We start from the raw sequence: 19,794 nt of genomic DNA, 5'->3' as shown, positions 1-19,794 counted from the left end.
GAACCCGGCGGTCATCCTATTTATCTCTTATTTGCTGCCGGTATGCGCGGCCTTCAGCGCGTCGAGATTTTTGGCGATCGCGTCCTTGGCGGTCGTCTTGCCGGTCCATACGTCTCCCAGAATCGAGCCGAGCAAGGTGTTGAAATCCGTGGTGTGATTCGTGTAGAACCAGGAGGCGGGTCTCGCCGCGGACGATTGTGCGTAATCGACGACAGCGGACTTGTATTCTTCGTACGGCGGGAAGTTCGGATTGTCGACCCATTTGTGGGTAAGGGTTTCGTCTTTATACCACTTCTCGAGCGTCGGCATCCAGATGCCCGAGCTGATCAGTCCCCAGTTGTTTTCCTCGGAGTTGTACCATTTGAGCCATTCCATCGCTTCTGCCGGATGCTTGGTTTGGGAGAATACGACGTTCGCGCCGCCCGTGTTGAGCGTCACTTTATCCTTCATGTAAGGCAGCACGGCAACGCCGTATTTGAGGCCGCCTTCCTTGGCCGTGTTGAGGCTGGTGCCGACGTTCCAGGCGCCGTTCGTCGCCATGGCGACCGTGCCTGCGATGATGGTGCGCTGAATGCCGTCGTCGGTCTGGCCGACGGACAGCGGCGCGACATGATCCTTGAGGTACAGGTCCGCGACGCGCTGAATCGCTTCGGCGCTGGCGTCTTCCCCGATTTTCACCTCTGTGCCGTCCGCGGAATAGAAGCCGCCGCCATTGCTGAGCGTCCACGTCTCCAGCTGCCAAGGCAGGTTTTCGACGGATGCGCCGTACTGCACGATGCCGTCCTTATCGAAGCCGTCTTCGCCGGGATGCTTGCCTTTCTTGTCGTTCGTCAGCTTCTTGGCCGCCGCTACGAATTCGTCCCAGGTCCACGCCTTATCGAGCGCGGACGGCGGGTAGGCCACGCCGGCTTTGTCGAACATGTCTTTGTTGTAATAGAGGAGGAGCACTTCGTTGGCGGCCGCGTAGGCGACGGTCTTGCCTTGGTATTTGTAAGCCAGGCTGTCCAGCGGCTTGCTGTCGCTGCCCTCGTACATGGAACTTACGTCGTTCAGCATGCCGTCGGAGGACCACTGGATGACGCCGTCTTCCTTGAGCATCCCCGTGTCCGGCAGCTGATTGCCCGTTGCCTGCGTATTGAGCTTCGTCATGTAGTTCTCCCAAGGAATCGCGACCACTTCGACTTCGATCTTGTCCTGGGAGGCGTTGAACTTGTCCGCGATCTTCTGCGTGACGCTGCCTTCTTCCGCGCTGCCCCACATCGAATACGTAATCTTGACCTTCTTCGTCTTGGCGGGCGCCGTCTCGGCTGCCTTCGTACTGGCGGCTCCCGTCGCTGCCGGCGATGATGCGTCTGTCTTGTTGTTGTCATTGCCCCCGCAGCCTACGGCGCTCATTGCCATTGCTGCCAGGAGAACGCCTGCCCCAAGCTTCTTTCCCGTGTTCATTGCCCCACTCTCCCTTTAATATTCGCATCATGACTGCCTAACCGTTCGATCCATTGACCCGGTATAACCAGGCGAATGAGTCAAACGTCGAGCGCCCGCCCGCTTCAAGCCCGCAAGCTCTGTTCGCCTTCTTGCAAGAAGAATTTGGTAAGCGCTTTAATCGTATTGTGCCATGAGTGAACCTCAAAATAAACAAATGAATCCAACCTAATTTTTAATAATTTCAACCTTTTATCTTTTTATAACGAGCGTGTTCAAGTATCATAAAAATTGAAACGTCTTCCATTTCAAAACGATCGATAGGATGTTTGGGAGGAACGCGTATGGACACCGCAATCTTGCACTTCATCTCTCCGCCAATCCCCTATTTCGTAGACTTCGGTTATGCCAATTACGGCGTCGGGGATTCCCATATCGAACGGAACGAGATCCGCGTATTCGACCTGATCGTCGTCCGCAAAGGCGTGCTCCCCATCGGCGAGAACGGACAAGCCTGGGAGATCCATGAAGGAGAAGCGTTTATTCTGCTGCCTAACGGCCATCATTACGGCAGCGCGCCCTGCAGGACGGATACGGAGATCATCTGGATCCACTTCCAGACCTTCGGCAGCTGGCAGGTGTGCCTGGATATGGACGAGTGCATGGGCAACCAGCTGGCATTGATTGAGGAACACAAGAAGCTGGCGTATCTGAACCACGCGGATGTCAGTTCTATCTTCATTCCGAAACATATGAAACTATCGGCAAAAGCGATCGAGGTGCTCGAGACGTTCTTCCAGCAGGCGCACGAGCCGCAATCGCTCCGGAACTGGAAGCGGCAGGCCACCTTCCAATCGTTTCTCCAGCATCTCAATCGCGAGTCGGCCTCGTCCGCGAACAACACCGCAATCGAGCTCGCCGACCGGATCGAGCTGTTTATCAGACAAAATTATGCAAGCGATATCACGAATTCGGTGCTGCAGCAAAAGATGAACTACCACCCCAACTACCTGGCCAAGATGATGCTGAAGGTGTACGGCATGACGCCTATGAACTATCTCCAATACTACCGTCTCGAACAGTCCAAACGGCTGCTGCTGCAGACACCCTGGCCTATTGCGCGGATCGCGGAAGAGGTGGGGTTCCATCACGTGTCGCATTACTCGACTTTCTTTTCGAAAAAAGAGGGGCTGTCGCCGTCGGGGTTTCGGAGTAAGTTTGCGAAGAAGCATTAGGGGGAAGGTTGGCTGCGGTGGACCCCGGTAGGGCGGGCGGCTATGTGACGCTGTGCAGCGTCTCTTTGCCTCGGTTGGCCGCGCGGGGCGGCCATGTGACGCTGTACAGCGTTTCTTTGCCTCGGTTGGACGCGCGGGGCGGCCATGTGGCGCTGTACAGCGTTTCTTTGCCTCGACTGGCTGCGCGGTCCGGCTATGTAGCGCTGTACAGCGTTTCTTTGCCTCGACTGGCTGCGCGGTCGGGCCATGTAACGCTATACAACGTCTCTTTGCCTCGATTGCCACCGCGATCCGGCCATGTAACGCTGTACAGCGTCTCTTTGCCTCGATTGGCCTCGCGGGGGGGCCATGAGACGCTGTACAGCGTCTCTTTGCCTCGCTTGGCCTCGCGGGGGGGCCATGTGACGCTGTACAGCGTCTTTTTGCCTCGATTGGCCGCGCGGGGCGGCCATGTGACGCTGCACAGCGTTTCTTTGCCTCGGTTGGCCGCGCGGGGCGGCCATGTGACGCTGCACAGCGTTTCTTTGCCTCGGTTGGCCTCGCAGGGCGGCCATGTGGCGCTGTACAGCGTCTCTTTGCCTCGATTGGCCGCGTGGTCCGGCTATGTAACGCTGTACAGCGTCTCTTTGCCTCAATTGGCCGCGCGGTCGGGCCATGTGACGCTGTACAGCGTCTCTTTGCCTCGAATGGCCGCGTGGTCCGGCGATGTGGCGCTGTACAGCGTCTCTTTGCCTCGATTGGCCGCGCGGTCCGGCCATGTGGCGCCGTACAGCGCCTCTTTGCCTCGATTGGCCGCGCGGTCCAGCCATGTAACGCTGTACAGCGTCTCTTTGCCTCGATTGGCCGCGCGGGGCGGCCATGTAACGCTGTACAGCGTTTCTTTGCCCCGATTGCCCGCGCGATCCGGCCATGTAACGCTGTACAGCGTCTCATTGCCTCGATTGGCCGCGCGGTCCGGCCATGTAACGCTGTACAGCGTCTCTTGCCCGCGGTTGGCCGCACGGTCCGACCATGTAACGCTGTACACTGTTTCTTTGCCCCGATTGCCCGCGCGGGGCGGCCATGTGGCGCTGTATACCGTCTCTTGCCCGCGGTTGGCAGCGCGGTCCCGCTATACGGCTCTGCGCATAATAATCGCCGCCCGCTTCCATCGGAAGAGAGCGGCGACGCTTTATTTTCTAACTTGGGACAATCTCTGGTTAAACTTGTCGATCCGCCCGCCCGTCTCGGCCAGCTTCTGCTTGCCCGTGTAGAACGGATGAGACGCGGAGCTGGTGTCGACCCGGATGACCGGGTATGTCTTCCCGTCTTCCCAGACCATCGTCTCATTCGAGCTTCTCGTGGAGCCGCTCAGAAATTTGTAACCTGCACCGGCGTCATAGAAGATAACCTGCTGAAACTTGGGATGTATGCCGTCTCTCAACGTAATTCCTCCTTCATCTGGGTTTCGGCCCATTGCGCAGCTCACCGCACGAGGTGCGATGGTGCGTGTCGGCTGCCATCCTCGCTTCGGTCACTAGCATCAAGCTGTCCAAAATATGCCTTGTGGGTCCGCCTCGACCTGTTCAAGCTGGGACTCAAAATCGAAATGCGGCTCGATATCCTCGACCGCCTCCCATTCGCCCGCGCTGCTTTTCGCGCATACTTGCCACAACGACCGCTGCCGGCGAAATTGAACGATCGGCACGCCCTGCCACCCGGCCGTATCCGGACGCTCCTCCGTCAAAGTCACGCCATTCTCGTCCCACCTGTAGGACAAGCGTACTGAGGTACGCATGTTGCGGGGCACCTTGAGCGCGATGTAGCCCTCCAATATTTTCTCGATCCTGCAGACTGTAAAGGTGTCCATCCGTTTATCCTCCGCTTACGGCGCAAATCCCTACCAGCTTGCTTTTTTGACGCCGGGAATCTGCCCTTTGTAAGCCAGCTCGCGAAACGCGATCCGCGACACCTTGAACTTCCGGAGGTACCCGTGCGGCCTGCCCGTCAGCTCGCAGCGACTGTGCAATCTCGTTGGAGACGCGTCTCTCGGCAGCTTCTTCAGTCCTTCATAATCTTTGTTTTCCTTCAGCTGCCTCCGGATTTCCGCATAACGCGCCACGGTCGCTTGCCGCTTGCGCTCCTTGACGACCTTCGATTTTTTAGCGATGACGAACACCCTTCCATCCTTATTCATGCGAATAGCGCCGTCGAAAATAGTAATTATTACGATAAATCGACACACCTCATTCCATTCTTCATCCAGCCGTCTCCCTCACCGCAAGCTGCGCCGTATCCTTCCTATGCCTTACTTCATCGTGATCCGGTTTGTACTCGGCATACGAATCCTTCACATGGCTGACGTGCAGCGGACGGTCCTCGATGATCGCCTTGCGCTTGGCCTTCAGCAAAATCTGCTCCATGTCGGCATAGCTGCAGCCGCCAAGCAGCTCACTCGCGCTCCGACCGACGCCGTCCTCCTGCGCAAACCCGCCAATGAGCCGGCCGATATATTCGGCGCGCGTCAACTCGTCCGGCATCCGATACGACATCTTCGTATCGAACCGCCGCCAAACGGCCTGATCCAGCTCCGCCTCCATGTTCGTAGCCGCCATCAGCACGCTGTCCCCGTCGAAAGCGTCCAGGCATTGCAGCAGCGTATTGACGACTCTCGCCATTTCCTTGACCTCGTCATTATTGTCGCGCGTACGGGCGAGGGCATCGAATTCATCCAGGAACAGCATGCAGGGCGATGACTGGGCATGCTCGAAAATCTTGCGCACATTGCTCCCCGTCTCGCCAAGGTGGCTGTGGATGATCGCATCCAGCCGCACGACGATCAAGGGAAGCGCAAGGCGTTCGGCGATGTGGTAGGCGGTCAGCGTTTTCCCCGTGCCGGGCGGACCGTACATCATAATCTTGTTAGGGATCGGCACCTCAAACTGCGCAAACTTCTCTTTCATCCCCAAAATGGCGATGAACTCCTCCACGATTTTCCGGTTGTGCGGCGGTAATACGATATGCTTTGCTTTTCTGGCGCATTCCTTGGGCGTATAGTAGGTCGCCATGTCGATTCCCTTGGCCCGGGGAAGACGGACGGCTGCGTTGCTTTTGCTCATTTGCCGGCTGCTCCTCGGGCTTAACGCGTCTCGCGGTGAAGCGTATGCCGCTTGAGTCTCGGGCAATACTTCATCAGTTCGATGCGGCCCGCGTGCGTCCGTTTATTTTTAGTGGTCGTGTAGTTCCGGTCCCCGGTCTCTGTACAAGCAAGCGTGACAATAACGCGCATTTATCATTCTCCTTTAATCGTAATTTTTACATATTAGAAAGATACCTTTTCCCCTTGCCTATGTCAAGGGGAGAAGATTGAGGACATTCATGTGTCCGCTTCGAATGCTATCCTTACCTTTAGTCTCCCGTCGCCGCCGTCTCTTTCCTTCTCTTGAGCGACACCGCAAAGCAAATCAGCAGCACCACGGCCGCGAGCGCATACGGCGCATTAATCTCGATATCGAACAACACGCCGGCGATGACCGGACCGAGGATGTTGCCAAGGCTCGTGAAGGCGGAATTCAATCCCGCTACGTAACCTTGCTGGTCCTTGGCCAGCTTGGACATCTGCGTGCTGACGGTAGGACGCAGAATATCGGTGGCGAGGAACACAACGAAGGTGACCGTGAAGATCAGCCAGAACTTGTGTACGAACAGCATCAGCAGGACGAAGATACCCGCAACGAGCAAGCAAGCCGTAATGATGCGTTTCTCCCCGAACCGGTTCAACAGCCAGCTGAAGATCGTGAGCTGCACGACCGCGCCGGCGATCGAGCCGAACGTGATGACGAAGGCGATGTCCTTGGGATCGAAGCCGAACTTGTGATCCACGAACAGCGAATAGATCGTCTCGAAGTTGGCGAAGCCGAACGACATGACAAAGACGATGATCAGGCTGAGAAAATAAGGCTCGCGGTACGAATACCGCAGTTGGGTAAGCAGATTGCTGCGCTTCTCCGCTACCTTTACCGGAACCTCGTTTCCCTTTCCTTTTGCCGGAAGAGATTCCTTGAGGAAAAATAACGTCACGAAGGCCGCGATCACGCCGCCTACCCCGGCCGCATAGAATGGTGCGCGAATGCCGAATTCGGCGATATAGCCGCCAAGGCCCGGACCGATAATAAACCCGGTCGTGATCGACGCGTTCACGTAACCCATGCCGGCTGCCCGTTCCTCGTTCGTCGTAATATCCGCCGCATACGCCATGACGGCCGGCATGATCATCGCCGCGCTAAGGCCGCCGAGCGCCCGCGACACGAACATGAGCACCGGAGATTGCGCGATGCCGAACAAGCCTTCGGATATTGCGAACACGAACATGCCGATGACGATCATCCGCTTGCGTCCTACCGAATCGGCCATGCGTCCGGCTAGCGGGGAAAACAGGAACTGCGCGAGCGAGAAAACCGCGATCATCAGCCCCATGAGGCTGCCGCTCACGCCCAGCTCGTTCATAAAGCTCGGCATAATCGGAATAATAAGACCGATGCCCGTGAATACCAGAAACAAGTTCAGCATCAAGATGAGCAGCGCGCCCTGTTGTTTAAGCAAGATAGCCATTTCTGAAGTCCTCCAAGTTCCTATCACAAATACTGAATATTCATTCTAGATGTGGGCAAAAAAAAGGAAAAGCGGCGTTTAAGCGATTCCGTGCAGGAACACGTCCACCGCCAGGCGATAAGTAGTGAGGGCCGTTTCTCTGTCCATGCGCCGGGTATGCTGGCTGAGCCCGAACATCAGGCTGTCCAGAATGATGGCCAGTCCCGTTACGTCCGCTGCCTTGAATTCCCCGGCGTCGATGCCCCGCTGCAGCAGCTGCTTGTTGAAGTTAACATACCCTTTCACCATCTGCTGGATCAGTTCCTCCACTTCCGAGCCTTTCTCGGCGTTGTTGAAGAACTCGTCGATCGCCTTGGTCAGCGGATGATTGATCTGATCGAGCGCCAGATGCTCGGCCACGCCGTACAGCTTGTCGGCCGTCGTCGCATAGAGCGCCTCCTTCGCGAGCCACGTTTCCTCCCACTCCCGGTCCCATTCCTCGATCAGATACAGGAACAGCCCTTCCTTGCTCTTGAAGTGGTAATAAATATTGCCCGCACTGCACCCGGTCGCCTTCACGATCTCCTCGATCGCGGTCGCTTTATAGCCTTTTTTGATAAAAAGCGCCTTGGACGCCTCTGCGATTTTCTTTTTCGTCTGTTCGGTTTGAAGTTGTTTTTTGTTGATGGAGATCACCTCGAATGCGATGTGGTGCTGGGATGTTGGAATACTGAATGATTATTCAGTATTATAGCGTGCCTGAAAATACTTTGCAATGATTCATGAAAAGATAGAAACATCAATCCTATTCCTCGGGATGGTAGGGTGAAATCCAAGGTTCCGCAAACAAGCCGGAATTAATAATTTTATTGATTACAGCGGAGCACGCTAAGTCACTTCCGATGTACATATAATAGTCGTATCCAAAATGGACGAATAGCTTGTCGCCCGCAATAAGTTTAAACCATAAATTTTCTCTTAAAGCCAGCCTGCTTAATGAACCGGCACTTTCCTTGTCGACAAGCTGATATTCCTGTACGGAACTGTACAACTCGACCATCTCCCGCGAATAAAGCTGTGGAAAATGGTGGATCCGTAACTTTTTATCCCGCTTCTCTAACCTTTGAACCTGCACTCGTCTTAACTGAAGGAAGTCGATGAAGCCGGTTATCGCTTCTATGTATAACTCTTCAAATAAAATATAATCCTCAAGGCTGTAGGATGCGTTTGGTTTAGCTATATCAAAGATCGAAGTCCAATCGTTTTTTGGTACCGTCCCCACGCATCGCGATTTTGTGGGTCATACTTCGTTATTCTCCATTGATAGTTGTATGGCAAGGTTAGCCCCTCACGTTCTTCTGCCTTTTAAATAAATGAAGGCCATATTCGTTGATTTTTCTAATGCAAAATACAACACAAGCTGAATACAGGCTACTTCTATCAGCGCGCTGCCCAAGTAGAAGTCCAGACCTATCCAAAGCAAAATCCATGCCAGAAAAACCGCTAAAACAAGTAAACAAAAAAGCTCGATAGTAATTTTAAAAAACAACCTTACATTCATAAATTTAGAGCTTACATAAGTTTGGATAGGAAGAACAAAAACTAAGAATAAAGGATATGCATACATAGCATAGATGTTTAGCGTCGTCATAGAGATTTGATCGTATAGTCTTAAAATAAGATAGCCCATGACATATATAGATATTAATCCTACAATCAATTTTCTCAATAAGAGACGCTCCTAAATTTTTAATTTTGCCCGGAGGACTTACCTTCTATCGTTAGGTTGATCGATTTAGCACGTAATAGGTCTTCCCGTCGATCATTTCTTTTTGAGCTTTAAAGATAGCAGTTTCTAAGCTAAAGCTAGCGCAGTTGGGATCGTCAAGCTTCTTTTTAAGAGAAAACTGCAATTTTTCAGGTCTCTCTGGCTCATACGGAATACTTACCTCTGCCACAATTTTGCTGTCAAATACAAATACGATTCCGCTCATCAGGTCTGTGCTGCCGTTATACGCAATGCCTAGCGCACGACTAACGAAATGGTACAACTAGAACGTTCGCCGCAGCTACGGTCAATGCCTTTAAGTATGGAGTTTGTTAACGAACTCCGCGGGCTGCAGCCCGCAGTCAGTACAGTCATCGATATCGATAGAACTAATAAAAAACGCTGAATTGATCGAGGTCTTCTTTTAGACATATATCAATGCCTCTTATCCGTCAAATTATCATTCCAGCTTTTTGGATGTCCCCGCCACTATATCGATTTCAAACTTCTCTTCCGATCTTTGAAGTTCTTCTGTTGTAACCAAGTCGTAATGGTCCAGCGTATCCGTATTCTCTAATATAGCCCAATTATTAACCTTTTTGACCCCCAGCACCACGATTCGGTCGGTTTGAACATCAACCGGAATAGTCGTAATCTCTCCGTCCGAAACGCGCCTCACATATAATCTCGCCTTACTATTTCTTTGAAATAGATTAATCAGTTCTAGTCGGTATTCGTACTTGCCGTCAGCAGTGACTTTTATGGAATCGCTTGTTACCTTTTCGGACAACCAACCTTCCGTATGTACATTTCTCAACAACAAAACTGAAAGCGCAAGTAGCAATATCATGCCGATCAGCACTCCTGCTCGCGTTAACCCGCTGATGGGAGTCCAGCTTTTAAGCAGCAAAAATAAAAATAAAACCGAAATCACCAAACAAGGAATCCCCAAATAGACCAGATTAACAGTAGCCACTAAATCCATCGAACGTTGAAAACCGGCAGTTTCCCCTAATAAAAACCAAATGAACGAAAACAACCCGAACAATGAAGAACTCCACCATAAGACCTTGGTCCATAACCGCACGCTCTTACGGATCTCCTTTCAGGGTGAATTAATCCCCGTACCTCCCCAAAATCCCCCGCACATACTCGGCAAACGCAGCCCGCACTTCCGGCGGCTCCAGCACTTCGCACTTATCCCCGAACGCGAGCAGCTTGTCGTAACCGAACGCATTGTTGACGATGGGATATGTAGCGAGGCAGGTGTCTTCCCCCATTTCGAGGACATGCGCTTCTCCGAAGCGTTCGATCACTTGATCGACGACGGAGCGATGGATGCGAATCTTGACGTTGACACGATCCTGATTCATCCAAGAGCCCCCGTCCATCGGCAGCGGTTTGAAGTCCCTCAGCGTAAAATGGTCCTGCAATACCCGCAGCCCGCGCATCCGCGCCAGCTTGAAGATGCGATAATCCGCCCGCTCGACGCAGTAGGCCTGCAAGTACCAGCTGCTTTCTTTGAAAACGACGTGGTACGGCTCGACCTTCCTCGCGCTAAGACGTCCGTCCCGATCCGCATAATCAAAGCCCAGATAACGCGAGTCGTTCATCGCCGTCTCGATCAAACTCAACAAGCTGCGCAGCGACTCGTTGCCTTGATTGAGCGACAGATCGACCGCGAACTTCCCGCCCGCCGCCAGGTCGCCGCCGTCCTCGCGATGGATGGCGTTCAGCTTCTCCAGCACGTAAGCCAGCTCTTTGTGACCGAACAACTGCCGGTAGCTTTTTAAACCGGCCGCCAACGTTTGCACGTCGCGCTGCGTGAAGAACGACTTGTCCACCTTATAGGCCTTCATCAGCCCGACGCCACCCGTCGCGCCTTCGTGCGTATAGATCGGCAGTCCGGCGACGGTTAGCGTATCGATATCGCGATAAATCGTTCTGCGGCTCACTTCCAGGCGCTCGGCCAATTCCCGGGCGCTGATCCGGTCGCGCTCCAGCAAGATCAGGATCAGCGCGATCAAACGATCGATTTTCATCCTGCCACCCCCGTCTCAAGTATGCCATACAGGTGTCATAGTTGACAGCTTATGCTGGAGATGTATTTCACACTTACCGATCAGGAGGCATCAGTCATGAACAAAGTTAAAGTCGAGATTAAACCCGCTTTTCGTCTCATCGGATTCAGAACGGTGCTCGAAGGCGGGACAAGCATCCACGCGCCGCAGTATTCGAACCAGAAGACGACCTTTTTCAAAAGCCAGCTCGAAAACGGGCAGCTCGCCGGCATTCGCCCCCTTTCAGAAGGCCCCTATGGCTATGCCGCGGTCGCGTTGGAAGATGGCTGCGTCCACTATTATGCGGGCGTTTCCTCCTTCAAACCATTGCCAGCAGGTGCAGATGAGCTACATTTCCCGGAAGGCGAGTATGTCGTGCTGTCGGGCCAAGGCGGATTGTCGCGCCTCGCCTTCGATCGGCTGGAGGATCAAGCCTTCGGCTCGCTCTTCACGGATGCATTCGAATACGAATATAACGGAGGACCGATCGCGGAAGTGCTGCTGAACGGGAATCCGATGGACGCGGAAGTCGAGGTATGGGTGCCGGTGCGGAAAAAGTAAAAAGAAAAACCACATGGAGCCGATGCGCTCGCATGTGGTGAAGGTCATTGGCTTCATTTAATAGTCATTTCTCAGAAGAAACCGCAACCGCCTGGGGTTCAGCAGCAGCATCTTCGGCCACCGGTTTGGCAGCTTGGGCAGCCGTCGGCGCTGCCGTCGCTTGCGGAACGGCATGTACTTCGTCGGCCGGAACCGTCTCGGCCACGGGTTTGGCAGCTTGGGCAACCGTCGGCGCTGCCGTCGCCTGTGGAACGGCATGCACTTCGTCAGATGGAGCCTCCGATGCTTGCGCAACGGCCGTCGGCTCGGCGGCTGCAGGCGCTGCTGTCGCTCTTGGCTCGCTTGCGGAACTCGCTGCCGCTTCGTCTTCTGCCGCAGCTGTCGGAGCAGGTTCCGTCACTGCGGCCCCGGCTGCAGCTGCGGTCGCAGTCGCCGTTTCAGATGGTGCCGCTTCTTCTTGGGCGACTACGGTCGGCGTATTGTCCGAAGCCCATACAGCCGCGGTCGTGCTGACCGCCGCAATCAAGAACACCGCGGACACGGTCAGAAACATCGTTTTCTTTTTCAACTTTTTCACGTTCAACATGAGCGTTAGTCTCCTTTTAAGCTGTTTACCGTCCCCCGATAAGGAGGCGCAGAACCACGTCGGTAAATTCCCCGAGCCTGCCACGACGTTAAGCAGCGTGCTACCATACCTTTTCCGCTCGGCATGGGACATGCCGACGACGACTTCCTCGTCGCAGGACAACTCGCTCCATAGCTGAATCTCCTTGCGAAGCAGATGAACCAGCGGGTTATACCAATGCAAGGCGCCGACGACCAGCGCGAGCGCCTTGACCCACAGATCCTTCCGTTTCAGATGCATCATCTCGTGTCGGAGCACCATGTCCAAGTCCACGTCCGAGGCAAGCGCTTGAGGAAAATAAATCGTCGGCTGCCGCAAACCCGCCAGAACGGGACTTCGAAAGATGGAGCTGCCGGCGAGCGCGACTTTGCTTTTTAAGCCGAGCTCTTCCTTGAGAAAGGATAGCCGTACGGCGGCCTCGCCGCGCTCCGGCAGATCGGTGCGCGAACGGGACAGCGCGACGGTGAACCTGCGATAATCGTACAGCTGCCGCGCCGCAAATCCGATCGCTCCGATCGCCCATATACGCAGGAAAATAAGGGCCGCACTGGCAGGAATGGTTCGCAAGGACATGAACGACTCCGTTATGAAGCCTGCCTGGGTGAGGGGCGACGAATTTTGCACGGAGGTCGTGGTCGTATGAGCTTCGATCAGCGGAACAATCCATGAAATTCCAGCCGCGACGGGCAGCAGGTATAACAAGATCGCGATTTTTTGAAGCCGATAACGCCACTTGGCGGTGAACAGGTGAACGGGTACTTTTCGCATAAACAAAATGCAGACGGTGACGACACTACCGGCTACGGCCAGCGTAAACAGCAATTCAAGCATCGTGTTCATCGGCAGCACCTACTTTTCTGAAAACCATTTTTTCAGATCGGCGATGTCCTGATCCGACAGCTTGTCGCCGTCATACATAGCCGCAATCAGGTTTTTCACGGAGCCTTGATACAACCCGTCCAGGACGTGCTGCGTCTCCAGCAGCTTGTAATCCTCGGGCGAAATCCGCGGCACGTACTTGTTGGTCCGTCCGTCTCGCGTCGCCTCAAGCGCGCCTTTATCCACCAAACGCGACAGAAAGGTGGAGATGGTCTGCGCCTTCCACGCTCTTCCCTTTTGCGCAAACAGAAGCAGCAATTCCGTGGATGTGACCGGAGGCGTGCACGCCCAGATCGCTTCCATGAGCTCCATTTCCGTATCCGACAGCTTCTGAACCAGGGCCACTGGTAACACCTCATTACGCCGCATGCGTCCATGACGGCATCTATTACTACACTACGTAGTAATAATAAACTACTACATTCCGTAGTAGGTAGTCAAGCGAGGCGTCGATAACACAAAAAGCCCCCTTCTTGCCGGACATGCGTCCGACTGAAGGGGATGAGGAGCAATGCCTATTCAGTTTCGCAGGATTTACTTCACGATTTACTTATGATTAAGGCCTTCCGCAAAGTCGCGCGCGCACTTCTCCATCAGCATGCAGAAGGAACGGTTGTGGCCGATCAGAAACGAAGAACAATCGTACCGGCCGCGCGCAGGCTCGAAGGTGACCAGCAAGCGCCGTGGCATATAAGTCATTGCCGTCTGCACGAACCGATCCGCCAGTGGAGAAGCAATGAAGGTAATGTAGGCGTACATGGAGTGATCCTCGGGCTCGTCCAGCACGCTGACGCCTGCGCACGAATATTCGGTCGCAATCCCGATTCTCTTAAACTGCACCAACGCGCCTAGCAGTTCGGCATCGATCTCGACGGGTCCGAGCCAGGCCGTCTGCTTGGCCTTCCTCCGAACCTTCGGCCGCTCCGTCCATTCGGCCAGCTCCAGCCGCCGTTTCCTCCACATCTGATCGTCGTGCTTGCTGACAATCGTCTCGCCATCTTCCGATAGACTGGTATCGGTCATTTCCGTCACCTCCTAGCTATCTGGTTCGTGTTATCATTGTAAAGGATAATGGGGCCATCCGCATGCTGAGCGAAGCGGGGGTAGGTACAACGAACAGTGCCCCGCCGGCACCTCCGTCATCAGTCTTTTTTTCAGCAGCAACCTTCACTAATAGTAATAATTACTAATATAAAGGTTAGGATATCCCTTTCATCCCATGCTGTCAACATGGCCTGTGTATCATCATCATTGCTCCTCGCCGTAATAACTGCAAATCTACATCTTTTTTCACCCCTATTGACCATTTCAGCAAGAATAGATGCAAATATACATCTTCTTTCCTAAATCCAGCCGGGTTGACGTTACATCTTATGAATTTACCTGCATATCTGCATTTATTTCACGAAGTGTCGCTGATCGGTAGAAAATAAATGTACCAATGCAGTTCTTTCGGCTCGCATCTATCCGGGAAGCTCCGCCCCTCCGAGCGCGGGCAAATTGCAGGCGAACATTTGCAAAAAAGACCGAAATCGCATCCGGTCTCCTTTGCTTTGAGCTATGGATGGATGGCGTCACGCGCCGCCGCTGAGCAGCTTCCGCAGACGCTCGTCCCGCAGCCAGAGCGCGCCCCAGACGAGGACGGCTACGTAGACCGGGAAGAGCGTGTTCGAAAAAAGCGGGGCGTCGACCCTTACTTGCGCCGCTACTGCGCCGCCCAGATACGCCGTCAGCAGCAGCGCGCCCAGGAAGGCGGTGCGAGGCACGATGTACAGCAGCGTCGCCAGCAAGCTGAGAATGCCCATGATCGCCAGGTGGCTCCCGGCGAAGCCGAGCTCGCGCGTGGCCTCGACGACCGGCGCCGGTCCGGCGAGCTTGCCGATCCCGTCAAACAGCATGAACAAAACCGCGATGCCGCCCATCGCCCGCGCCGTCCAGCGTCGCACGCTCGAGCCGTCCGTCCGTTTTGCGTTGGCCTGCATATTCTTTAATTCCCATTCGATCATCATATGAAAATCATCCTCTCGATTAAAGTAGGTCCAAGTAGCGTGTAAAAGACCGTTCACTGCTTCACAATCTGCCAGTGGATGCCGTACTTGTCCTCAACCTCGCCGTAATAGGCGCCCCATGGCTGCTGCTCAAACGGGAACTTGACCGTCCCGCCGCTTGCCAAGTTTCCGAATGCTTCGCGTGCCTCGTCTTCATCCGCGAAGGTGAGCGCCAGCGACACGATACGTCCGCTGCTCGCCGCCGTGAAGGTATCGGACAAAAACAGCATGTTTCCGCCCGCCACCTCGAGCACAAGGTGCATCACCTTGTCCTGCATATCGGCCGGCGCGTCCGGCAGCTGCCCGTGCGTCATGACGGACACAATTTGCCCGCCGAGCGCCTCCTGATAGAACCCTGCCTGCGACTTTGCATCCTCCGATTGAATATAAGCGTTCAGCTGTGCCTTCATGTTCAACATCCTCTCCATTGCTTTTTTGGGCTTCTTCTACCTAGACAACGAACGGCTGACGACAAAATCGACATACCGGCAAAAACTTTTTTTGAGAAAAAAATCCGCCCGAATATTCGGACGGATCGCAGGTTGAACGGAAGCAAGACGAGACTGCAAGTTTACTGGAAAAAATCCATTAATACGGGCGCCAGCGCGGCGGGTTTGACGATATGCGTCTGGCCGGGGAGCGTCCGATGCTGCGCATTCGGGAGCGCCTGCGCGAGCGAATCCATGCCATGGCGCATCCAGGCGGGACTCTTGCCGCCGACCGCGACCAACGTAGGCGTCCGGACGGCAGACCATCGGCCGAGCGGCTCCTTGCGGCCCTGCTGCTGATCGATCGTCAGCCGCGTATCGTACGGCAGCGTGTGCGCGACCGCCTTGAGCTTGGACCAGGCCGGCATCAGCGGCATGATCGCCACGATCGGCGCGGGCAAGCCCACGCCTTTTCGCATGAACAGCTTGATCGCGTCGCCCTGCCGCCCCTCCCGGATCAGCGCCTCCATTCGCCGCTCGTAATCGCTTGGCACGGGCTCGCGGCTGCCGTCCGTCACGAAGGGCGCCTCGTACAGCGCCAGCTTCCGGATCGACGGCAGACGCAGCGCCGCATCGAGCGCCAGCGCGGCACCCGAGGAGATGCCGTACACGAACGCGGCCCCTCCCGCCTCTCGAATCAGCGCGTCGAGATCCTCCACCTCTCGTTCCACGTCATAAGGCGTCTGATCTCCGCTCTCGCCGCGCCCTCTGCGGTCGTACGTGTACACTGTATAATGCTGCTTCAGCAGCGCAGCCAACGCACCGTTCGGGCCGTTCGTCCGGCTGCACAACGCGCCATCGACTAATATTAGCGGCTCTCCTTCACCGATCCGATCGTACGCGATCCTGGTGCCGTCCTTCGAAGCGACTGTTTTCATAGCAACCTCCCGATTGATATTGACCTCTATGAAGACGACGAACGGACGAGGCTGCAATCGACTTGTTGTGCATATTTTTTCGACGGCCGTGGGAAAGAACCCTGCCGGCGAGCAAGCCGCGCGACAACTATTGCTCTACGTGCATACTTCAACCGCCCAGCCGCCGCGAATTCGCCAACTATCGATCTATGTGCATACTTCAGTCGCCAAGCGTCCGCGCACCCGCCAACTTTCGATCTATGTGCATACTTCAGCCACCGAGCCCACGCGCACCCGCCAACTATCGATCTACGTGCATACTTCAGAAGCCAAGCCCCCGCAGGCCCGCCAACTAGTGATCTAACTTCGCCAACCGGAATCGAATGCCTGCAAATTTACATCTTTTTCGCGGATAACCGATCCGTAGCCGATAAAAGATGCGAATCTGCAGGCTTTTCTCTTTTTTCCTTAGATATTTCGGATTTCGCCGCTAAAAGGATGCTGATTTGCAGGAATTTCCGCTCCGGCTCCTCAAAGCGGCAAAAAGCCTGCACGGATGCAGGCTTTTCGCTATCGTCCCGTTTTTTTCCTGCTCTAACCCGCAGCACTCCTACGCGACCAGACTGATTAGATTGCCGTCGGGATCCTGCACGATCGCATAGCGCTCGCCCCACGGCGTATCTCTCGGCTCGAGAACACCGCGATGTCCGAGCGCCGTCAACTGACGGTACGCGCCGTCCAGCGCTTCGCGGCCCTCCAACGCGAAGGCGAGCTCCGTCCGATAGCCGACCGGCGCCTCCCAGCCTTCGATGATGCTTTTCACCGATTCGACCTTGTCAAAAGCGAAGACAAACCCGTCTTGCTCCACATCGACGTGATGCGCCTCGTCCGCGCCGTCCGGGATAACCAGCCCGAGCGTCCGGTAGAAGTCCAGCGACCTTTTCATCTCTTCAACGTAAATCGACACGCGTTTCATCTTAACCGTCATGGCTCCCACTCCCGTTCGCCTTTTATATTTTCACCCCCATTGTAACGATTGGCCCCCGCTCAAAATAGTAAAAAACGGCCCTGTTCAACCGCTTTGCGTCAGCTGTTTGAGGGGCAGCCCGTAATAGCGCGCGAACGTATGGCCGAAGTGCGATTGATCGTAGTACCCGTGTTGGAGCGCCAAGTCCGTCAAGCTGGCATAATCGCCTCTGCTCAACGCCTCCAGCACACTTTGAAACCGGACGATGCCCATCATCTCCTTCGGGCTAAGTCCGAGCTCCCGTTCAAAGGACCTCCGCAAATGCCGCTCGCTGAAACTCACTTTATTCGCCAAATCCGAAACGGAAAGCTTGCCCTTGTAATCGTAAATATACTGCATGCTTTGGTACATCAAGGCTGGAGCAGGCGCTGCCGCGGCGGTCAACATGCGCTCCAGCTGCCGTTCCGCAATCTCGATCCTGTCCGCAACCGACGTGGCGGCAAGCATCTTATCGATCCAATCCAATGCCTCATATCCCCAGACTTCCTCAATAAAAACGCGATTGGCGGCAAACTCCGACAAGGGGGCACGCAGAAGGGTACGGGCGGATTCCGCGTACAATCGAATGCCGAACACAGAGCGCGCCTCGGCAAACTGCATCACTTCCGCATGCGTCTTCACCCCCACGACATAGGCGGCCCGACGGCTTGAAGCAGCACGAAGATCCAAAATAATATCGACACAGCCATCCGGGATCGCCCGATGACCGTGATTGCCCGGCACCGGCTGAAAATCGACCGTCCAATAGGCGGCGACATGCGAAGCCAAGCCGTCGCTTGGCGCATACTCCCGGACACTGTGCGAGTCGCGATGCCATTGCGGCTGCAATTGAGGCGCGTGGAGCGGGCGATAGGGATGCGCCATATACGCGTGCATCAACTGAGTCCCTTCTTCCTTTGCGATTTGCAGGAACGGTTCTCCCTGCACAATAATAGAGACAACACCATTTGTAAAGGATGAGGAGTTATGGACTTCACGCCGCTGTCCCGGTTTATCGATCGAATCGTCGCCTGGCGCATTCCGTGGGCGGAGGTGCTCGTCATGCACCGCAATGAGACGGTTTTCCGCTATCGTGCAGGCTACGAGAATCTGGAGGCGAAGCTACCGATCGGCGAGGACCGGATGATCTATCTCTATTCGTTGACGAAAATACTGACGTGCACGGCCGCGCTGCAATTGGTTGAAAAGGGGGCGATCCTGCTTGGCGATCCGCTCTCGGACTATCTGCCCGAATACGCCGAGATGAACGTGCGAAAAACGCAGCCGGACGGCAGCGTCTCCGTGGAACCGGCGGAGCGGCCGATTACGGTTCGCGACTTGTTCACGATGACGGCCGGCTTCTCCTACGACCTGACGGCGCCTGCTCTTGCGGAGGCCGCGAAGCGCACGGACGGCAGGCTGCCGACGCGCGAATTTGCGGCTGCGCTCGCCAAGGAGCCGCTGCTGTTCGAGCCGGGCACCCGCTGGAACTACAGTCTCTGCCATGACGTCCTCGCCGCGCTCGTGGAGGCGGTGGACGGACGACGGTTCGGGACATACGTGCGCGAGGAGATTACGGATCCGCTCGGCATGCGCGATACCGGCTTCTTCCTGGACGAGGCGCAGCGCAGCCGGCTCGCGCCACAGTACCAGTACGATGACGAGCTGGGCAAAGCCGTGCCTATGGACGGAGATTGGCACCGCATCGGAACGGAGCTCGAGAGCGGCGGGGCCGGACTGTTGTCGACCGTGAGCGATTATACACTGTTCCTGAACGCGCTGACCAACCGGGGCACGAGCCCGGACGGCGTGCGCATCTTGTCGGCTGCGAGCGTCGATCTGATGCGCACGGACCACCTAAGCGAGCTGACGCGTATAGATTACAACTGGTCGCAGCTCGCCGGCTATGGCTACGGGCTCGGCGTCAGAACCCATATCTCTAAAGCAGGCAGCGGCTCCCTGTCTCCGCTCGGCGAATTCGGCTGGAGCGGCGCGGCCGGCGCCCTCGCGATCATCGATCCCGAGTCGCAGCTGACCGTCATGTATGCGCAGCATATGGTGAACAATCCGGAGCCTTACGTGCACCCGAGATTAAAGAATGTAGTGTATGGTTGCTTGTAGGGTCGGGCGGTGAGGTGCGGCGGAGTTGCGCGGTTTTTCCCACTAGCCTTGCATAAACATTGACCTAATCGAGATAGATGGATGCACGTGGGTATTTAATCAGGTTTTTACAGTTTCATTTTTGTGGTACAAGCCAAAAAGTCGAACTGGTA

Annotated in this window: 26 protein-coding genes; 4 read left to right on the top strand and 22 right to left on the bottom strand. The window is 55.3% G+C overall.

Annotated features, from left to right (window positions below; translation table 11 throughout):
• Positions 1-27: 27 nt before the first annotated feature.
• Positions 28-1,446, bottom strand: a complete 1,419-nt coding sequence (locus ACFSR7_RS25045) for an ABC transporter substrate-binding protein (protein WP_378166323.1) — start codon at positions 1,444-1,446, stop codon at positions 28-30.
• A 323-nt stretch (positions 1,447-1,769) separates the two neighbouring features.
• Between ACFSR7_RS25045 and ACFSR7_RS25040 the strand changes: the two genes are divergently transcribed.
• A complete protein-coding gene (locus ACFSR7_RS25040; RefSeq protein ID WP_378166321.1) occupies positions 1,770-2,660 on the top strand; it encodes a helix-turn-helix transcriptional regulator in 891 nt (296 codons plus the stop codon).
• A gap of 631 nt (positions 2,661-3,291) precedes the next feature.
• Here ACFSR7_RS25040 and ACFSR7_RS25035 read toward each other — a convergent pair.
• The 13 genes from ACFSR7_RS25035 to ACFSR7_RS24975 form a co-directional block, all read right to left on the bottom strand.
• Positions 3,292-3,687 carry a hypothetical protein gene (locus ACFSR7_RS25035; protein ID WP_378166320.1) on the bottom strand — a complete coding sequence of 132 codons (396 nt, stop codon included), beginning with the start codon at positions 3,685-3,687 and terminating at the stop codon, positions 3,292-3,294.
• Between the two features lie 144 nt (positions 3,688-3,831).
• Positions 3,832-4,083: a type B 50S ribosomal protein L31 gene (locus ACFSR7_RS25030; protein WP_378166318.1), complete on the bottom strand. Its 252-nt coding sequence runs from the start codon at positions 4,081-4,083 to the stop codon at positions 3,832-3,834.
• A 99-nt stretch (positions 4,084-4,182) separates the two neighbouring features.
• Positions 4,183-4,509 (bottom strand): DUF3024 domain-containing protein, encoded by a 327-nt coding sequence (locus tag ACFSR7_RS25025; protein ID WP_378166316.1) that lies wholly within the window; start codon positions 4,507-4,509, stop codon positions 4,183-4,185.
• A gap of 30 nt (positions 4,510-4,539) precedes the next feature.
• A complete protein-coding gene (rpsN, locus tag ACFSR7_RS25020) occupies positions 4,540-4,809 on the bottom strand; it encodes a 30S ribosomal protein S14 (protein ID WP_282912893.1) in 270 nt (89 codons plus the stop codon).
• Between the two features lie 88 nt (positions 4,810-4,897).
• Entirely contained in the window at positions 4,898-5,758 is an 861-nt protein-coding gene (locus ACFSR7_RS25015) for an AAA family ATPase (protein WP_378166314.1), read from the bottom strand.
• Between the two features lie 20 nt (positions 5,759-5,778).
• Entirely contained in the window at positions 5,779-5,928 is a 150-nt protein-coding gene (gene rpmG / locus ACFSR7_RS25010) for a 50S ribosomal protein L33 (protein ID WP_378166312.1), read from the bottom strand.
• Between the two features lie 119 nt (positions 5,929-6,047).
• On the bottom strand, positions 6,048-7,250 hold the full coding sequence (locus tag ACFSR7_RS25005) for an MFS transporter (RefSeq protein WP_378166310.1): 1,203 nt from the start codon (positions 7,248-7,250) through the stop codon (positions 6,048-6,050).
• Positions 7,251-7,328: 78 nt separating this feature from the next.
• Complete coding sequence (locus tag ACFSR7_RS25000) at positions 7,329-7,916, bottom strand: TetR/AcrR family transcriptional regulator (RefSeq protein ID WP_378166839.1); 588 nt, start codon at positions 7,914-7,916, stop codon at positions 7,329-7,331.
• A gap of 118 nt (positions 7,917-8,034) precedes the next feature.
• Complete coding sequence (locus ACFSR7_RS24995; RefSeq protein WP_378166308.1) at positions 8,035-8,511, bottom strand: hypothetical protein; 477 nt, start codon at positions 8,509-8,511, stop codon at positions 8,035-8,037.
• 66 nt (positions 8,512-8,577) lie between these two features.
• The gene (locus ACFSR7_RS24990) at positions 8,578-8,958 is read right to left on the bottom strand and encodes a hypothetical protein (protein WP_378166307.1); all 381 of its coding nucleotides are present in this window, start codon (positions 8,956-8,958) and stop codon (positions 8,578-8,580) included.
• A gap of 52 nt (positions 8,959-9,010) precedes the next feature.
• Positions 9,011-9,223: a hypothetical protein gene (locus ACFSR7_RS24985; RefSeq protein ID WP_378166305.1), complete on the bottom strand. Its 213-nt coding sequence runs from the start codon at positions 9,221-9,223 to the stop codon at positions 9,011-9,013.
• A 234-nt stretch (positions 9,224-9,457) separates the two neighbouring features.
• A complete protein-coding gene (locus tag ACFSR7_RS24980) occupies positions 9,458-10,084 on the bottom strand; it encodes a hypothetical protein (protein ID WP_378166303.1) in 627 nt (208 codons plus the stop codon).
• A 28-nt stretch (positions 10,085-10,112) separates the two neighbouring features.
• Positions 10,113-11,039 carry a helix-turn-helix transcriptional regulator gene (locus ACFSR7_RS24975; RefSeq protein ID WP_378166301.1) on the bottom strand — a complete coding sequence of 309 codons (927 nt, stop codon included), beginning with the start codon at positions 11,037-11,039 and terminating at the stop codon, positions 10,113-10,115.
• A gap of 96 nt (positions 11,040-11,135) precedes the next feature.
• On the opposite strand from ACFSR7_RS24975, the gene ACFSR7_RS24970 reads away from it, so the two are divergent.
• Positions 11,136-11,618: an effector binding domain-containing protein gene (locus tag ACFSR7_RS24970; protein WP_378166300.1), complete on the top strand. Its 483-nt coding sequence runs from the start codon at positions 11,136-11,138 to the stop codon at positions 11,616-11,618.
• 64 nt (positions 11,619-11,682) lie between these two features.
• Here the strand turns inward: ACFSR7_RS24970 and ACFSR7_RS24965 are convergent, their stop codons facing one another.
• The 6 genes from ACFSR7_RS24965 to ACFSR7_RS24940 all read right to left on the bottom strand — a co-directional run bounded on the left by ACFSR7_RS24965 (position 11,683) and on the right by ACFSR7_RS24940 (position 16,536).
• Positions 11,683-13,083 (bottom strand): M56 family metallopeptidase, encoded by a 1,401-nt coding sequence (locus ACFSR7_RS24965; RefSeq protein WP_378166298.1) that lies wholly within the window; start codon positions 13,081-13,083, stop codon positions 11,683-11,685.
• Positions 13,084-13,092: 9 nt separating this feature from the next.
• Positions 13,093-13,467 (bottom strand): BlaI/MecI/CopY family transcriptional regulator, encoded by a 375-nt coding sequence (locus tag ACFSR7_RS24960; protein WP_378166296.1) that lies wholly within the window; start codon positions 13,465-13,467, stop codon positions 13,093-13,095.
• A 201-nt stretch (positions 13,468-13,668) separates the two neighbouring features.
• Positions 13,669-14,145 (bottom strand): hypothetical protein, encoded by a 477-nt coding sequence (locus ACFSR7_RS24955; RefSeq protein WP_378166294.1) that lies wholly within the window; start codon positions 14,143-14,145, stop codon positions 13,669-13,671.
• A gap of 551 nt (positions 14,146-14,696) precedes the next feature.
• Complete coding sequence (locus ACFSR7_RS24950; protein ID WP_378166838.1) at positions 14,697-15,128, bottom strand: DoxX family protein; 432 nt, start codon at positions 15,126-15,128, stop codon at positions 14,697-14,699.
• 56 nt (positions 15,129-15,184) lie between these two features.
• Positions 15,185-15,580 carry a VOC family protein gene (locus ACFSR7_RS24945; RefSeq protein WP_378166292.1) on the bottom strand — a complete coding sequence of 132 codons (396 nt, stop codon included), beginning with the start codon at positions 15,578-15,580 and terminating at the stop codon, positions 15,185-15,187.
• Between the two features lie 161 nt (positions 15,581-15,741).
• Positions 15,742-16,536: an alpha/beta fold hydrolase gene (locus ACFSR7_RS24940; RefSeq protein ID WP_378166290.1), complete on the bottom strand. Its 795-nt coding sequence runs from the start codon at positions 16,534-16,536 to the stop codon at positions 15,742-15,744.
• 28 nt (positions 16,537-16,564) lie between these two features.
• Here ACFSR7_RS24940 and ACFSR7_RS24935 point away from each other — a divergent pair, with 28 nt between their 5' ends.
• On the top strand, positions 16,565-16,879 hold the full coding sequence (locus tag ACFSR7_RS24935) for a hypothetical protein (RefSeq protein WP_378166288.1): 315 nt from the start codon (positions 16,565-16,567) through the stop codon (positions 16,877-16,879).
• Positions 16,880-17,125: 246 nt separating this feature from the next.
• Here ACFSR7_RS24935 and ACFSR7_RS24930 read toward each other — a convergent pair whose 3' ends face one another.
• Both ACFSR7_RS24930 and ACFSR7_RS24925 read right to left on the bottom strand, forming a co-directional pair.
• On the bottom strand, positions 17,126-17,503 hold the full coding sequence (locus ACFSR7_RS24930; RefSeq protein WP_378166287.1) for a VOC family protein: 378 nt from the start codon (positions 17,501-17,503) through the stop codon (positions 17,126-17,128).
• 84 nt (positions 17,504-17,587) lie between these two features.
• Positions 17,588-18,418 (bottom strand): DUF6597 domain-containing transcriptional factor, encoded by an 831-nt coding sequence (locus tag ACFSR7_RS24925; protein ID WP_378166836.1) that lies wholly within the window; start codon positions 18,416-18,418, stop codon positions 17,588-17,590.
• A gap of 90 nt (positions 18,419-18,508) precedes the next feature.
• Here ACFSR7_RS24925 and ACFSR7_RS24920 point away from each other — a divergent pair, with 90 nt between their 5' ends.
• Positions 18,509-19,642 (top strand): serine hydrolase domain-containing protein, encoded by a 1,134-nt coding sequence (locus tag ACFSR7_RS24920; RefSeq protein ID WP_378166285.1) that lies wholly within the window; start codon positions 18,509-18,511, stop codon positions 19,640-19,642.
• Positions 19,643-19,794: the final 152 nt, after the last annotated feature.

It is taken from the genome of Cohnella sp. GCM10020058, assembly GCF_042683485.1.
GTDB lineage: Bacteria > Bacillota > Bacilli > Paenibacillales > Paenibacillaceae > Cohnella.
This window is presented reverse-complemented; position numbering and strand designations above follow the sequence as displayed.

What these genes read in the sequence shown, in the direction of transcription:
- ACFSR7_RS25045 (WP_378166323.1), bottom strand. Translation starts at nt 1,446, where the DNA reads ATGAACACGGGAAAGAAGCTTGGGGCAGGCGTTCTCCTGGCAGCAATG.
- ACFSR7_RS25040 (WP_378166321.1), top strand. Translation starts at nt 1,770, where the DNA reads ATGGACACCGCAATCTTGCACTTCATCTCTCCGCCAATCCCCTATTTC.
- ACFSR7_RS25025 (WP_378166316.1), bottom strand. Translation starts at nt 4,509, where the DNA reads ATGGACACCTTTACAGTCTGCAGGATCGAGAAAATATTGGAGGGCTAC.
- ACFSR7_RS25015 (WP_378166314.1), bottom strand. Translation starts at nt 5,758, where the DNA reads ATGAGCAAAAGCAACGCAGCCGTCCGTCTTCCCCGGGCCAAGGGAATC.
- rpmG (WP_378166312.1), bottom strand. Translation starts at nt 5,928, where the DNA reads ATGCGCGTTATTGTCACGCTTGCTTGTACAGAGACCGGGGACCGGAAC.
- ACFSR7_RS25005 (WP_378166310.1), bottom strand. Translation starts at nt 7,250, where the DNA reads ATGGCTATCTTGCTTAAACAACAGGGCGCGCTGCTCATCTTGATGCTG.
- ACFSR7_RS24985 (WP_378166305.1), bottom strand. Translation starts at nt 9,223, where the DNA reads ATGAGCGGAATCGTATTTGTATTTGACAGCAAAATTGTGGCAGAGGTA.
- ACFSR7_RS24975 (WP_378166301.1), bottom strand. Translation starts at nt 11,039, where the DNA reads ATGAAAATCGATCGTTTGATCGCGCTGATCCTGATCTTGCTGGAGCGC.
- ACFSR7_RS24970 (WP_378166300.1), top strand. Translation starts at nt 11,136, where the DNA reads ATGAACAAAGTTAAAGTCGAGATTAAACCCGCTTTTCGTCTCATCGGA.
- ACFSR7_RS24965 (WP_378166298.1), bottom strand. Translation starts at nt 13,083, where the DNA reads ATGAACACGATGCTTGAATTGCTGTTTACGCTGGCCGTAGCCGGTAGT.
- ACFSR7_RS24955 (WP_378166294.1), bottom strand. Translation starts at nt 14,145, where the DNA reads ATGACCGATACCAGTCTATCGGAAGATGGCGAGACGATTGTCAGCAAG.
- ACFSR7_RS24950 (WP_378166838.1), bottom strand. Translation starts at nt 15,128, where the DNA reads ATGATCGAATGGGAATTAAAGAATATGCAGGCCAACGCAAAACGGACG.
- ACFSR7_RS24945 (WP_378166292.1), bottom strand. Translation starts at nt 15,580, where the DNA reads ATGAAGGCACAGCTGAACGCTTATATTCAATCGGAGGATGCAAAGTCG.
- ACFSR7_RS24940 (WP_378166290.1), bottom strand. Translation starts at nt 16,536, where the DNA reads ATGAAAACAGTCGCTTCGAAGGACGGCACCAGGATCGCGTACGATCGG.
- ACFSR7_RS24935 (WP_378166288.1), top strand. Translation starts at nt 16,565, where the DNA reads ATGAAGACGACGAACGGACGAGGCTGCAATCGACTTGTTGTGCATATT.
- ACFSR7_RS24930 (WP_378166287.1), bottom strand. Translation starts at nt 17,503, where the DNA reads ATGACGGTTAAGATGAAACGCGTGTCGATTTACGTTGAAGAGATGAAA.
- ACFSR7_RS24925 (WP_378166836.1), bottom strand. Translation starts at nt 18,418, where the DNA reads ATGCACGCGTATATGGCGCATCCCTATCGCCCGCTCCACGCGCCTCAA.
- ACFSR7_RS24920 (WP_378166285.1), top strand. Translation starts at nt 18,509, where the DNA reads ATGGACTTCACGCCGCTGTCCCGGTTTATCGATCGAATCGTCGCCTGG.